At 62.3% G+C, this 13,320-nt stretch carries 12 protein-coding genes; 3 read left to right on the top strand and 9 right to left on the bottom strand.

What is annotated here, in order from left to right:
- Positions 1 to 57: 57 nt before the first annotated feature.
- From C4Q27_RS02255 to gloB, 9 genes are all read right to left on the bottom strand, one after another.
- A complete protein-coding gene (locus C4Q27_RS02255) occupies positions 58 to 633 on the bottom strand; it encodes a PIN domain-containing protein (RefSeq protein ID WP_104886398.1) in 576 nt (191 codons plus the stop codon).
- Positions 630 to 1,097, bottom strand: a complete 468-nt coding sequence (locus C4Q27_RS02250) for a helix-turn-helix domain-containing protein (RefSeq protein ID WP_064493160.1) — start codon at positions 1,095 to 1,097, stop codon at positions 630 to 632. The genes C4Q27_RS02255 and C4Q27_RS02250 overlap by 4 nt, the downstream gene beginning before the upstream one ends.
- Before the next feature lie 147 nt (positions 1,098 to 1,244).
- On the bottom strand, positions 1,245 to 2,849 hold the full coding sequence (locus C4Q27_RS02245; RefSeq protein ID WP_104886397.1) for an ABC transporter ATP-binding protein: 1,605 nt from the start codon (positions 2,847 to 2,849) through the stop codon (positions 1,245 to 1,247).
- Position 2,850: 1 nt separating this feature from the next.
- Entirely contained in the window at positions 2,851 to 3,870 is a 1,020-nt protein-coding gene (locus C4Q27_RS02240) for an ABC transporter permease (protein ID WP_003251467.1), read from the bottom strand.
- A gap of 1 nt (position 3,871) precedes the next feature.
- Positions 3,872 to 4,945, bottom strand: coding sequence for a microcin C ABC transporter permease YejB (locus C4Q27_RS02235; RefSeq protein WP_010954918.1), 1,074 nt, complete (start codon positions 4,943 to 4,945; stop codon positions 3,872 to 3,874).
- A 1-nt stretch (position 4,946) separates the two neighbouring features.
- Positions 4,947 to 6,782 carry an extracellular solute-binding protein gene (locus tag C4Q27_RS02230; RefSeq protein ID WP_104886396.1) on the bottom strand — a complete coding sequence of 612 codons (1,836 nt, stop codon included), beginning with the start codon at positions 6,780 to 6,782 and terminating at the stop codon, positions 4,947 to 4,949.
- On the bottom strand, positions 6,779 to 8,608 hold the full coding sequence (locus C4Q27_RS02225; protein ID WP_010954916.1) for an extracellular solute-binding protein: 1,830 nt from the start codon (positions 8,606 to 8,608) through the stop codon (positions 6,779 to 6,781). The genes C4Q27_RS02230 and C4Q27_RS02225 overlap by 4 nt, the downstream gene beginning before the upstream one ends.
- 220 nt (positions 8,609 to 8,828) lie before the next feature.
- Positions 8,829 to 10,259 carry a lytic transglycosylase domain-containing protein gene (locus C4Q27_RS02220; RefSeq protein WP_020190372.1) on the bottom strand — a complete coding sequence of 477 codons (1,431 nt, stop codon included), beginning with the start codon at positions 10,257 to 10,259 and terminating at the stop codon, positions 8,829 to 8,831.
- A gap of 100 nt (positions 10,260 to 10,359) precedes the next feature.
- Entirely contained in the window at positions 10,360 to 11,139 is a 780-nt protein-coding gene (gene gloB, locus C4Q27_RS02215) for a hydroxyacylglutathione hydrolase (RefSeq protein WP_104886395.1), read from the bottom strand.
- Between the two features lie 85 nt (positions 11,140 to 11,224).
- Between gloB and C4Q27_RS02210 the strand changes: the two genes are divergently transcribed.
- From C4Q27_RS02210 to dnaQ, 3 genes are read left to right on the top strand one after another with little or no spacing between them, the layout of a single operon-like run.
- Positions 11,225 to 11,998: a class I SAM-dependent methyltransferase gene (locus C4Q27_RS02210; protein WP_003251461.1), complete on the top strand. Its 774-nt coding sequence runs from the start codon at positions 11,225 to 11,227 to the stop codon at positions 11,996 to 11,998.
- Between the two features lie 15 nt (positions 11,999 to 12,013).
- Positions 12,014 to 12,460 (top strand): ribonuclease HI, encoded by a 447-nt coding sequence (gene rnhA, locus C4Q27_RS02205; RefSeq protein ID WP_020190374.1) that lies wholly within the window; start codon positions 12,014 to 12,016, stop codon positions 12,458 to 12,460.
- A 50-nt stretch (positions 12,461 to 12,510) separates the two neighbouring features.
- Complete coding sequence (gene dnaQ, locus C4Q27_RS02200) at positions 12,511 to 13,269, top strand: DNA polymerase III subunit epsilon (RefSeq protein ID WP_020190375.1); 759 nt, start codon at positions 12,511 to 12,513, stop codon at positions 13,267 to 13,269.
- Positions 13,270 to 13,320 lie beyond the last annotated feature (51 nt).

The raw sequence follows: 13,320 nt of genomic DNA, 5'->3' as shown, positions 1-13,320 counted from the left end.
ATGGCTGATCAATCCCGGATGATCCCCTTGCTGCCCAAGAAAGTCTGCTGGGCATACTCAGAGGAGGAACTTGAATGCCGAAAGCAGTTTCACTGTCTCGGGAAGCTTCTGCTGAAGCAGCCTGTCGAGATACTGCTGTACGCTGTGCGGTGGGTTCTTCAGCGATATTCGCTGCCGCTGGGCAGCTTCGAGGACTGCTGCCTTGTCCAGGTCCCAAAGGTCAGCGATGAAGTCGTCCGGATGCAAGGGTTCAATATCGAAGGCACCGAGAACCGCCTTGGGAAAATCCTTCAAATTGAAGGTGACGATAACCGAAGCGTTGCACTTGATTGCAGCTGCGAGAACATGTCGATCATCCCTATCTGGCAAGTCCAGCCCTTCGACCAGTGAATCGTAGTCAGTGACGAGTGCATCAGGCACCGCAGCATCCATCAGCGATGACGTGCGATCCAAATGTTCAGGCGTGAGGTCAGGCCGGTTGAGTAGCAGATTGCGCTTCCACTCGTCATGAATGCTCGCTGACCAACGTGCCCGGTAGATGCCCGTCAGCGCTAGGTTCATCAGGAAATCACGCAGTGGAGCAGGGTAAAGTACATTCGCGTCGTATATGGCCGTGAAGGGCGAGTGCTTCATTCGTACCCCATCTTCAATTCCTGAGCTTGGGCTGCCAGCGCATCCATCGCAGCGCGGCTCACCCCATCACGTTTGTCCTTGTAGGCAACCAGGTCGGAGAATTTGACACGACGATGGCGGCCTGTCTTGGTGTGCGGAATCACCGCTTCGTCGAGCAGCTTTACCAAGTGCGGCCGGGAGACGTTAAGCAGGTCTGCTGCTTCCTGGGTAGTCAGTTCGGCGTGGATTGGAACGACTTTGACTGAGTTACCCAGGGCCAGTTCGCTGAGAATCTCGCCGAATAGGCGTAGGGCGAAAGTAGGTACTTCAACAACCTGGCGCTGATTTTCCTCGTTGAGCAGTTCGATCCGTTGGGTATCTGATTTTGTCGAGAGGAACGCTGCCAGCGTGCGGCTTGACTCGACTGCCACGGCAATTTCTTTCTCGTCAGGAAGCACATGGCTAGAGAGGTTGGCGGTGGTCATGGGCATCTCCAGAGCGGTATCGATTGCGGGGCTGTGGCGACGATGCAACAGCCTGAGTTCGAGTTATATTCGAAATATTCGAAAATCGCAATAAACGAAACGACCGATCAAAGGATGATTGCTTGGCGAACACGCACCCTTTCCCTACTAACCCCCAACCTCCAGAAACGCCGCCTCCAGCAACTGTCGGGTATACGGATGCTGCGGCGCATGGAAGATCGCCTGCGCGTCCCCTTGCTCCACCACATGCCCATGCTTGATCACCATCAACTGGTGACTCAACGCCTTCACCACCGCCAGGTCATGGCTGATGAACAGGTAGGTCAGGTTGTACTTTTGCTGCAGGTTACGCAGCAATTCCACCACCTGGCGCTGTACGGTGCGGTCCAGTGCGGACGTGGGTTCATCCAGCAGAATCAGTGCTGGCTTCAACACCAGCGCCCGGGCAATGGCAATGCGCTGGCGCTGCCCGCCGGAAAACTCATGGGGGTAGCGATGGCGCGTGCGCGGGTCCAGGCCTACTTCCTCCAGAGCCGCGATAATCGCCGCTTCCTGTTCCTGCGCGGTGCCAATGCGGTGAATGCGCAGCCCTTCACCGACAATGTCCGCCACGCACATGCGCGGGCTCAGGCTGCCAAACGGGTCCTGGAACACCACCTGCATTTCCCGCCGCAGGGGGCGCACGGCTTTCTGGTTCAGCCCTTCGAGGTTCTGCCCATGAAAGCGAATGCCGCCCTGGCTGGAAATCAGCCGCAAGATGGCCAGGCCCAATGTGGACTTGCCCGACCCGGATTCGCCAACAATGCCCAGCGTCTGGCCCTGGGGCAAGCTGAAGTTGACCCCGTCCACCGCCTTCACATGGTCGACCGTGCGCTGCAGAAAGCCCTTCTTGATCGGGAACCACACCTTGAGTTCATCCACCTCCAGCAATGGCGCACCCACCGGGTTGTGTGCCGGCAGCCCGCTGGGTTCGGCATTGATCAGCATCTGTGTGTAGTGGTGCTGTGGCGAGCTGAACAGCGTGGCGCATTCGGCTTGCTCGACAATTTGCCCACGCTGCATCACGCACACGCGGTGAGCGATGCGGCGCACCAGGTTCAGGTCATGGCTGATCAGCAACAGGGCCATGCCCATACGCGCCTGCAATTCCTTGAGCAGCTCGAGGATCTTCAGCTGCACGGTCACATCCAGCGCCGTGGTCGGCTCGTCGGCAATCAGCAGCTCGGGCTCGTTGGCCAGCGCCATGGCGATCATTACCCGCTGGCGCTGCCCGCCCGACAACTCGTGGGGCAGGGCCTTGAGGCGCTTGCGCGGCTCGGGAATGCCGACCATATCCAGCAACTCCAGGGTGCGCGCAGTCGCTTCCTTGCCGGTCAGGCCCTTGTGCAGCAGGAGGATTTCGTTGATCTGCTTCTCGATGCAATGCAGCGGGTTGAGCGAGGTCATCGGCTCCTGGAAGATCATGGCGATGCGGTTACCGCGAATGCGCTGCAGGGTCTTCTCGTTCTGCTGCAGCAGGTCCTTGCCTTCGTAGCGGATGCTGCCGCTGGGGTGCCGGGCCAGGGGATAGGGCAGCAGGCGCAGGATCGAGTGCGCGGTGACCGATTTGCCCGAGCCACTTTCGCCCACCAGGGCCAGTGTCTCGCCTTTGCGAATATCGAAGCTGACGCCGTCAACCACCCGGTTGACCTGGTCCCCGGTCACGAACTCCACGGCCAGGTCCCGCACTTCGATCAGGTTCTGTTCACTCATGTCACTTCCTCGGGTCGAAGGCGTCGCGGGCGGATTCGCCGATGAACACCAGCAGGCTCAGCATCAGTGCCAGCACGGCAAAGGCGCTGATGCCCAGCCATGGCGCTTGCAGATTGGACTTGCCCTGCGCCACCAGTTCGCCCAGCGAGGGCGAACCGGCGGGCAGGCCGAAGCCGAGGAAGTCCAGGGCGGTGAGGGTGCCGATGGCGCCGGTGAGGATGAACGGCATGAAGGTCATCGTCGAGATCATCGCGTTGGGCAGGATGTGCCGGTACATGATTGCGCCGTTGCGCATGCCAAGGGCGCGTGCGGCGCGCACGTATTCCAGGTTGCGCCCGCGCAGGAACTCGGCGCGGACCACATCCACCAGGCTCATCCACGAGAACAGCAACATGATGCCCAGCAGCCACCAGAAGTTGGGTTGCACGAAGCTGGCCAGGATGATCAGCAGGTACAGCACAGGCAGGCCGGACCAGATTTCCAGAAAGCGTTGCCCGGCCAGGTCGACCCAGCCACCGTAGAACCCCTGCAGGGCGCCTGCGATGACGCCGATAATGGAGCTGGCCACGGTCAAGGTGAGGGCGAACAGAACCGAAATGCGGAAGCCGTAGATCACCCGTGCCAGCACGTCGCGGCCCTGGTCGTCGGTGCCCAGCCAGTTGTCCGCCGAAGGTGGGGCGGGGGCGGGGACACGCAGGTCATAGTTGATGCTCTGGTAGCTGAACGGGATGGGCGCCCACAGCACGAAGCTGTCTTTCTTCGCCAGCAGTTCGCGGATGTAGGGGCTCTTGTAGTTGGCTTCCAGCGGGAATTCCCCGCCGAAGGTGGTTTCCGGGTAACGCTTGAACGCCGGGAAGTACCATTGGCCGTCGTAACGTACGGCGATCGGTTTGTCGTTGGCGATCAGTTCGGCGCCCAGGCTCAGCCCGAACAGAATCAGGAACAGCCACAGCGACCACCAGCCACGGCGGTTGGCCTTGAAACGCTCGAAGCGCCGGCGGTTGAGGGGGGACAAGGCCATGTCAGTGCTCCCGGCTGGCAAAGTCGATGCGCGGATCGACCAAGGTGTAGGTCAGGTCGCCGATCAGTTTCACCACCAGCCCTAGCAGGGTGAAGATGAACAGGGTGCCGAAGACCACCGGGTAGTCGCGGTTGATGGCCGCTTCGAAACTCATCAGGCCCAGGCCGTCGAGGCTGAAGATCACCTCGATCAGCAAGGAGCCTGTGAAGAAGATGCCGATGAACGCCGAAGGGAAGCCGGCGATCACCAGCAGCATGGCGTTGCGGAACACGTGGCCGTACAGCACCCGTGATCGGCTCAGGCCCTTGGCCTTGGCGGTGACCACGTACTGTTTGTTTATCTCGTCGAGGAAGCTGTTCTTGGTCAGCAGGGTCATGGTGGCGAAGTTGCCGATGACCAGCGCGGTGATCGGCAGCACCAGGTGCCAGAAGTAGTCCAGCACCTTGCCGGTGGTGCTCAGTTCGTCGAAGTTGTTGGAGGTGAGGCCACGCAGCGGGAACCAGTCGAAGTAGCTGCCACCGGCGAACAGCACGATCAGCAGGATGGCGAACAGGAACGCCGGGATGGCGTAGCCGACGATGATTGCCGAGCTGGTCCACACGTCGAAGTGGCTGCCGTGGCGCACGGCCTTGGCGATCCCCAGCGGGATCGACACCAGGTACATGATCAGCGTGCTCCACAGCCCCAGCGAGATCGAAACCGGCATCTTCTCGGCGATCAGGTCGATCACCTTGGCGTCGCGGAAGAAGCTGTCGCCGAAGTCCAGCTGGGCGTAGTTCTTGACCATGATCCACAGGCGCTCGGGCGGCGACTTGTCGAAGCCGTACATGCGCTCGATTTCAGCGATCAGCGCCGGGTCCAGGCCCTGGGCGCCGCGGTAGCTGGAGCCGGCCACGGAAACCTCGGCACCGCCACCGGCAATGCGGCTGGTGGCGCCTTCGAAGCCTTCGAGCTTGGCGATCATTTGCTCGACCGGGCCACCGGGGGCGGCCTGGACGATGATGAAGTTGATGATGAGGATGCCGAACAGGGTCGGGATGATCAGCAGCAGGCGGCGCAGGATGTAAGCCAGCATCTTAGTTGGCCTCGTCCGCAGGCGCTTCGCTGACCGCCGGGGTTACATCGGGCTTGATCCACCAGGTGTCGATGCCGATGTCGTACTTGGGCGACACGTTCGGGTGGCCGATGTGGTTCCAGTAGGCCACACGCCAGGTCTTGATGTGCCAGTTGGGGATCACGTAGTAGCCCCACAGCAACACGCGGTCGAGGGCGCGGCAGTGGTCGATCAGGCTCTGCCGAGAGTCGGCGTTGATCAGCTGGTCCACCAGTTGGTCGATGGCCGGGTCGCGCAGGCCGATGAAGTTGCGGCTGCCGGGGTTGTCGGCGGCGGCGCTGGACCAGAACTCGCGCTGTTCGTTGCCTGGCGAGTTGGATTGCGGGTAGCCGCCAACGATCATGTCGTAGTCACGCGAGCGCAGGCGGGTTATGTACTGCGAAACGTCGACGCGGCGAATGTTCAGCTCGATACCGAGGTCGGCAAGGTTGCGCTTGAACGGCAGCAGAATGCGTTCGAACTCGGTCTGCGCCAGCAGGAACTCGATGCTTGCCGGCTTGCCTTGGGCGTCGACCATCTTGTCGTCGACGATTTTCCAGCCAGCTTCCTGCAACAGTTTGTAGGCCTGGCGCTGTTGCTCGCGGATCATGCCGCTGCCGTCACTGACCGGGTTGTGGAAGACCTCGGTAAATACTTGCTCGGGCACTTTGCCGCGCAGTGGTTCGAGGATTTTCAGCTCGTTGGGACTGGGCAGGCCGCGGGCGGCCATTTCCGAGTTCTCGAAGTAGCTGCCGGTACGGGTGTAGGCGCCGTTGAACAGCTGTTTGTTGGTCCACTCGTAGTCCAGCAGCAGGCTCAGGGCCTGGCGCACACGCACATCCTGGAACACCGGGCGGCGGATGTTGAAAATGAAGCCCTGCATACCGGTGGGGTTGCCGTTGGGCAGCTCTTCCTTGATCAGGCGACCTTCGCGCACGGCGGGCACGTTGTAAGCGGTGGCCCAGTTCTTGGCACTGACTTCCAGGCCATAGTCGAATGCCCCGGCCTTGAGGGCCTCCAGGGCGACGGTGGTATCGCGGTAGGAGTCGAACGTCATGGCATCGAAGTTGTAGAAGCCGCGGTTGATGGGCAGGTCCTTGGCCCAGTAGTCCTTGACCCGTTCGTAGCGCACCGAGCGCCCGGCCTTGACCTCGGCGACCTTGTACGGGCCGCTGCCCAACGGGATTTCCAGGTTGCCGCGGTTGAACTCGCGGTTTTCGTACCAGTGCTTGGGCAGTACCGGCAGCTGGCCGAGAATCAGTGGCAGCTCGCGGTTGTTCTTGTGCTTGAACTTGAACAGCACCTTCAGCGGGTCTTCGGCGACCACTTCGGCGACGTCGGCGTAGTACTGGCGGTACAGTGGGGCGCCGTCCTTGATCAGGGCGTTGAACGTGAACACCACGTCGTCGGCGCGCATCGGATGGCCGTCATGGAAGCGCGCTTCGGGGCGCAGGTAGAAGCGCACCCAGCTGTTGTCCGGGGCCTTTTCGATCTTGCCGGCAACCAGGCCGTATTCGGTGAACGGTTCATCCTGGCTCTGGCGCATCAGGGTGTCGTAGATAATGCCGATGTTCTCGGCCGCCACGCCTTTGTTGATGAACGGGTTGAGGCTGTCGAAGCCGCCGAAGCTGGACTGGCGGAAGGTGCCGCCCTTGGGCGCGTCCGGGTTGACGTAGTCGAAGTGCTTGAAGTCGGCGGGGTACTTGGGTGGCTCATCGTAAAGGGTGAGCGCGTGCTGCGGTGCGGCCAGCGCGGGAAGGCTCAGGCAGGCGAGCAACAGGCTGCCTGCCAGCCGGCGCAGACGGTGCGTTGGCGTCATTGGGCTTTCTCCGAAGTCTTGATCCACCAGCTGTTCAGCCCAAGGGTGTAGGGCGGCGTGGTGACGAAGGCGAACCGGTTGCGGTAGGCCAGGCGATGGTTGTCGAGGTACCAGTTGGGGATCATGTAGTAGTGCCATGAGAGCACGCGGTCCAGGGCGCGGGCAGCGGCGACCTGGTCATCGCGGGTGCGGGCGGCGAGCAGGGTGTCGAGCAGGTGGTCGACCACCGGGTCCTTGACCCCAGCATAGTTCTTGCTGCCCTTTGTCGCGGCCTGGCTGGAATGGAAGTACAGCCACTGTTCGAGGCCGGGGCTGAGGGTCTGGTTCAGGGTCATCAGAATCATGTCGAAATCGAACTGGTCCAGGCGTTGTTTGTACTGGGCACGGTCCACGGTGCGCAAGCGCGCATCGATGCCGATGCTGGACAGGTTTTCGACATAAGGTTGCAGGATGCGTTCAAGGTTGGGGTTTACCAGCAGCAGTTCCATGCGCAACTGCTGGCCCTTGCTGTCGACCAGGCGCTGGCCGTGCAGCTTCCAGCCGGCCTCGGCGAGCAGGCCCAGGGCCTGGCGCAGGGTCTGGCGGCTGATACCCCGGCCATCGGTGTGGCTGACCTTGTACGGTTCGCTGAACAGCTTGGCCGGCAACTGGTCACGGAATGGCGCCAGCAGCAGCCACTCCTTGCCGGTGGGCAGGCCGCTGGCGGCGAACTCGCTGTTTGGGTAGTAGCTGGTCGAGCGGCGGTAGGCGCTGCTGAACAGCGCGCGGTTGGTCCACTCGAAGTCCAGCATCAGCCCCAGCGCCTGGCGTACCCGCGGGTCACTGAACGCGGCCCGGCGGCTGTTCATGAACAGGCCCTGTGTTTGCGTGGGGATGCTGTGCGGGATTTGTGCCTTGATCACTTCACCCCGGCGCACGGCAGGGAAGTTGTAACCGTTGGCCCAGTTTTTTGCCTGGTGCTCGATATAGATGTCGAACTCGCCGGCCTTGAAGGCTTCGAAGGCCACCGTCGCGTCACGATAGAACTCGTATTCGACCCGATTGAAATTGTACTTGCCACGGTTGACCGCCAGGTCTTTGCCCCAGTAGTTCTTCACCCGTTCGAACACCAGGCGTCGTCCGGGTTGTACCTGGGTGATGCGGTAGGGGCCGCTGCCCAAGGGGGGCTCGAAGGTGGTGGCCTTGAAGTCGCGCTTCTGCCAGTAGTGTTTGGGCAGCACCGGCATTTCGCCCAGACGCAGTATCAGCAGCGGGTTGCCGGCGCGTTTGAACACGAAGCGGATGCGTAGCGGGCCGAGGATGTCTACCCGCTGCACTTCCTGCAGGTTGGTGCGGTAGATCGGGTGGCCATCCTTGAGCAGCGTGCGGTACGAGAAGGCCACGTCAGCCGAGGTGATGGGCTGGCCGTCATGCCAGCGGGCTTCGGGGCGCAGGTTGAACACCACCCAGCTGCGGTCCTCGCTGTACTCCACCGAGCGGGCGATCAGGCCATAGCTGGAGGTTGGCTCGTCACCGGACGGGTCGTACTGGCCCGTGCCGACCATCAGTGGCTCGTTCAGCTCGCTGATGCCGTACTGCTGGAAATTGGGCGTGGTAATCGGGCTCGACCCTTTGAAGGTGTAGGGGTTGAGCGTGTCGAAGGTACCAAAAGCCATGGCCCGCAACGTGCCGCCCTTGGGCGCTTGCGGGTTGACCCAGTCGAAGTGGGTGAAGGTGGCTGGGTACTTGAGCGTGCCGAACTGCGCGTATCCGTGGCTTTCGCTCACGATCGCGGCTGCGGGAAAGCTCAAGGCCAGGCTGAGTGACAGCAGGAGGGGACGTATCAAATCGGCATCCGATCCAGAGGCGTTGGGCTTTGATCGAGTACAGTAACAGCTTGGTGGGGTTGGAAAAAGAGAGGGGCTGGGGTTTTCCAGTGGCTGGTTTTTCAGGCCCATTCGCGGGCACGCCCGCTCCCACAGGTACGGCACCGGCTTTGGGGGCTGTGAAAAACCTCTGGGAGCGGGCGTGCCCGCGAATGGGCTGCAAAGCAGCCCCTGTAACGACTCAATGCCCGAGGTATACGGTCAGGGTCTGGCCTGGCTTGAGGGCGTGGCCGCTGCGTGGGTTCCAGCGCTTGAGGTGCTTCATTTCCACATTGAAACGCTTGGCTACCAGGTACAGGGAGTCGCCCTTGCGGACCTTGTATTGCGTGGAGCGCTTCCCGGAGGCGGCAACCCGGTTGCCGGCGGCGCTTGGCGCATTGCCACCACGCAGGGCCAGAACCTGGCCCGCGCGCAGACTGTTGCCGGACAAGCGGTTCCAGCGCTTGATGTCCTTGACCGATACACGGTTGGCCTTGGCGATGGCGCTCAGGTTATCGCCACGCTTGACCCGGTAGCTGCGTGCCCCCACCGGTGCCTTGGCTTCGGCCACGGCCCGGGCAAACGCTGCTTTCGGGGGTTGCAGGCTGACCAGTTGCTCCGGGTTGAGGTTGGACAGGCTGGCACTGAGCAACTGTGCCTTGGCGGTGGGCACCAGCAGCTGCTTCGGGCCATCGACGGTCATGCGCTTCTTGAATGCCGGGTTGAGCTGGATCAGCTCGTCCTCGTCGATGTTGGCAAAGGCCGCGACCCGGGAAAGGTCCAGACGGTCATTGATCGCCACCGCTTCGAAGTACGGTTCGTTGGCGATCGGGGTGAGATTGACACCATAGGCTTCTGGCGTGGACACCACCTGCGACAGTGCCAGCAACTTGGGCACGTAGTCGCGGGTTTCCTGTGGCAGCGGCAGGTTCCAGTAGTCGGTCGGCAGGCCGAGCCTTTCGTTGCGCTCGATGGCTCGGCTGACGGTGCCTTCGCCGGCATTGTAGGCCGCCAGGGCCAACAGCCAGTCGCCGTTGAACATGTCGTGCAGGCGGGTCAGGTAGTCCAGCGCGGCGTTGGTCGACGCGGTGACATCGCGGCGGCCGTCATAGAAGTTGGTCTGGCGCAGGTTGAAGTGGCGACCGGTAGCCGGCATGAACTGCCACATGCCGGCAGCGCTGGCGCGTGAGTAGGCCATGGGGTTGTAGGCACTTTCGATTGCTGGCAGCAGGGCCAGTTCCAGCGGCATGTCGCGTTCTTCAAGGCGCTCGACGATGTAGTGCAGGTAGAGGCTGCCACGTTCCCCGGCGCTTTCGATGAAGGTCGGGTTGCTGGCGAACCACAAGCGCTGCTGCTCGATGCGCGGGTTGACATCGATGCTGTCCTGCAGGGCGAAGCCCTGCCGCATGCGCTCCCAGACATCCTGTGGCGCCTGTTCGGCCGGCTTGACCAGCAGCGGGGAAGGTTTGTGCTTGATCCGTGCCTGGTAGTTGTGCGCGCGAACGCTATCGGATTCGTCGAGCTGACGGGTGCTCTGGCAGCCCACCAGCGTGGCTGCCAGGGCCAGCGCGCTGATTTGGGCCAGGCGCGTCAGGGCGGCGGAATGAGAGGTTCTGCGGCTACGGGAAGACATCGGCTGACACAGGTATCCGGGCGAAAAATTTCGGCGATTCTAGAAACCGCTCCGGCCCGGGTCAACCTTCGGCCCTCACTTGCGATATATCTTGCGGTTATCAGAAGGTGTCCTTCCAAGACCTCAAGGCAGCAAAAACAGCGACATGCGAGTTGTTTGAATGTCCCTTCCATTCGTCTGCTTTTTGTTTAACTAATGTTTCAGCGGTACGCAGAAAGGGGTTGGTCAGGCGCTCCAGGCCGATCGTTGAGGGCAAGCTGATGCGATTTTCGGCGCGCAAACGGGTAACGTCCTCGAAGCGTTGCTGAACGTGCGGGTTGGTCGGTTCCACAGCCTTGGCGAAGCGCAGGTTGCTGAGGGTGTATTCATGGGCGCAGTACACTTGTGTCTGCTCTGGCAGGGACGCCAGGCGGGCGAGGGCGGGCTGCATCTGTTCGGGTGTACCTTCGAACATGCGCCCGCAACCGGCGGCGAACAGGGTGTCGCCACTGAACAGGATGGGCGTTGCTGGCTGGTCGCTGAAGAAGGCGATATGCCCCAGGGTGTGGCCGGGTACCGCCATTACCTGGAACGTTACACCCAGCACGTCCACCCTGTCGCCTTCGTCCAGTGCCAGGTCGCGGCCGGGAATGCGCTCGTTGGCAGGGCCACAGACCCGTGCGCCGGTCAATTGCCTGAGCCGTTCCACCCCGCCGACATGGTCATTGTGGTGGTGGGTGACGAGGATGTCGCTCAGCACCCATTCGGGGTTGGCAGCCAGCCAGCGCTCCACTGGGCCGGCATCGCCCGGGTCGACCACCGCACAACGGCGTTTGGCAGTATCCTGTAACAACCAGATGTAGTTGTCGGAGAAAGCGGGGAGAGCTTCGATCTGTATCATGGTGCGGATCCGATTCGCCTAGCGTGGCACATGAGGGCATCTTAGCCGCGATGGCGCGGTGGGAGAACCTTCGAGGGAGAGCGCAATGACCGACCAAGCCTTTGCCCAGGCCGACCCGGACTGGGTCGAGCTGATCAGCCTGGCCCGTGAGTGGTTCAACGGCCCACTTGGGCAACTGATGCTCAAGGAGGAGGACAAACTGCTGGAAGAAGAGCTCGGGCGCTTCTTTGGCGGTTATCTCGTGCATTACGGGCCCTGCGCCGAGCCACCGCCCAGAGCCCCCCAGGTGCAGCGTAACGTGCGCCTTGGTGCGCCCTTGCCGGGTGTGGAGATTGTCTGCGAAGAACAAGCCTGGCCGTTGAGCGAGCACGCTGCCGACGTGGTGGTGCTGCAGCATGGCCTGGACTTCTGCCTGTCGCCCCATGGCCTGCTGCGCGAGGCCGCCAGTGCCGTACGCCCGGGCGGGCACCTGCTGATCGTGGGGATCAACCCCTGGAGCAGCTGGGGCATGCGCCATTTCTTCAGTCACGGTGCTCTGCGCAAGGCGCGCTGCATCTCGCCGTCACGGGTGGGCGACTGGCTCAACCTGCTGGGCTTCGCGCTGGAGAAACGCCGCTTCGGGTGCTATCGTCCGCCGCTTGCCTCACCAGCCTGGCAGCAACGCCTGGAGGGCTGGGAACGACTGGCCGGCGGCTGGCAGGGCTCCGGTGGCGGGGTGTACCTGCTGGTGGCGCGCAAGATGGTGGTAGGCCTGCGGCCTTTGCGGCCGGAACGCCGCGAGCCAATGGGCAAGCTGCTGCCGCTGCCACTGGCGAAGGTCAACCGCACCGCAGCCAACCCCGAAACTGACAAGCACTGAATTCAAGAGTGGTACATGAGCGATAGCGTCGAGATGTTTACTGATGGTGCCTGCAAGGGCAACCCTGGCCCGGGTGGCTGGGGCGTGCTGATGATCTACAAGGGCGTCGAGAAGGAACTGTGGGGCGGCGAACGTGAGACCACCAACAACCGCATGGAGCTGATGGCCGCGATCCAGGGCCTGATGTCGCTCAAGCGTGAATGCGAGGTGGTGCTGACCACCGACTCGCAGTACGTGATGAAGGGCATCAACGAATGGATGGTCAACTGGAAGAAGCGCGGCTGGAAGACCGCCGCCAAGGAGCCGGTGAAGAACGCCGACCTGTGGCAGCAGCTCGATGAGCAGGTCAACCGCCACAAGGTGATCTGGAAGTGGGTGCGCGGCCATATTGGCCACCCCGGCAACGAACGCGCCGACCAGCTGGCCAACCGTGGGGTCGATGAGGTGCGCGCCCAGCGTTGAGCTGGGGTACAATCGCGGCCTTTGTAACGGATGCAAGTTGGAGCGCCCGCGTGGAGCAGCAGCAAGATAAACGGTTCGTCATTCTCGATACCGAAACCACGGGTATGCCGGTTGGCGAAGGCCACCGGATCATCGAGATCGGCTGTGTCGAGGTCATCGGCCGGCGCCTGACCGGGCGGCACTTCCACGTCTACCTGCAGCCCGACCGCGAGAGTGACGAGGGCGCGATCAACGTTCACGGCATCACGGATGCCTTCCTGGTCGGCAAGCCACGTTTTGGCGATGTCGCCGAGGAGTTCTTCCAGTTCATCCAGGGCGCCACGCTGGTCATCCACAACGCGGCGTTCGACGTTGGCTTCATCAACAACGAATTCGCCTTGCTGGGCCAGCAGGACCGCGCTGACATTTCGCAGCACTGCACCATTCTGGACACCCTGCTGCTGGCACGTTCGCGCCACCCGGGGCAGCGCAACAGCCTGGATGCGCTGTGCAAACGCTACGACATCGACAACTCGGGCCGTGAGTTGCACGGCGCACTGCTCGACTCGGAACTGCTGGCCGACGTTTACCTGGCAATGACCGGTGGCCAGACCAGCCTGTCGTTGGCTGGGAATGGCGCAGATGCCGAAGATGACGGGCAGGGCGCTGGCGGCAGCGAGATCCGCCGGATTGTCGGGCGTGCGCCAGGGCGGGTGATCATGGCCAGCGCTGAAGAGCTGGAGGCGCATGCCGAGCGGCTGGCGGCCATTGCCAAGTCGGCAGGTGGGCCTTCGCTGTGGCAGGCCCTGACTGAGACACCAGCCGGCTGATCTTTCGCCCTGCAACAGAAGTGGAGATCGTTGTAGGAGCGGGTTTACCCG

The sequence above is a fragment of the Pseudomonas sp. SWI36 genome (genome assembly GCF_002948105.1).
Taxonomy (GTDB): domain Bacteria; phylum Pseudomonadota; class Gammaproteobacteria; order Pseudomonadales; family Pseudomonadaceae; genus Aquipseudomonas; species Aquipseudomonas alloputida.
The sequence above is the reverse complement of the archived record's forward strand: the minus strand, read 5'-3'. Positions and strand labels throughout refer to the sequence as shown.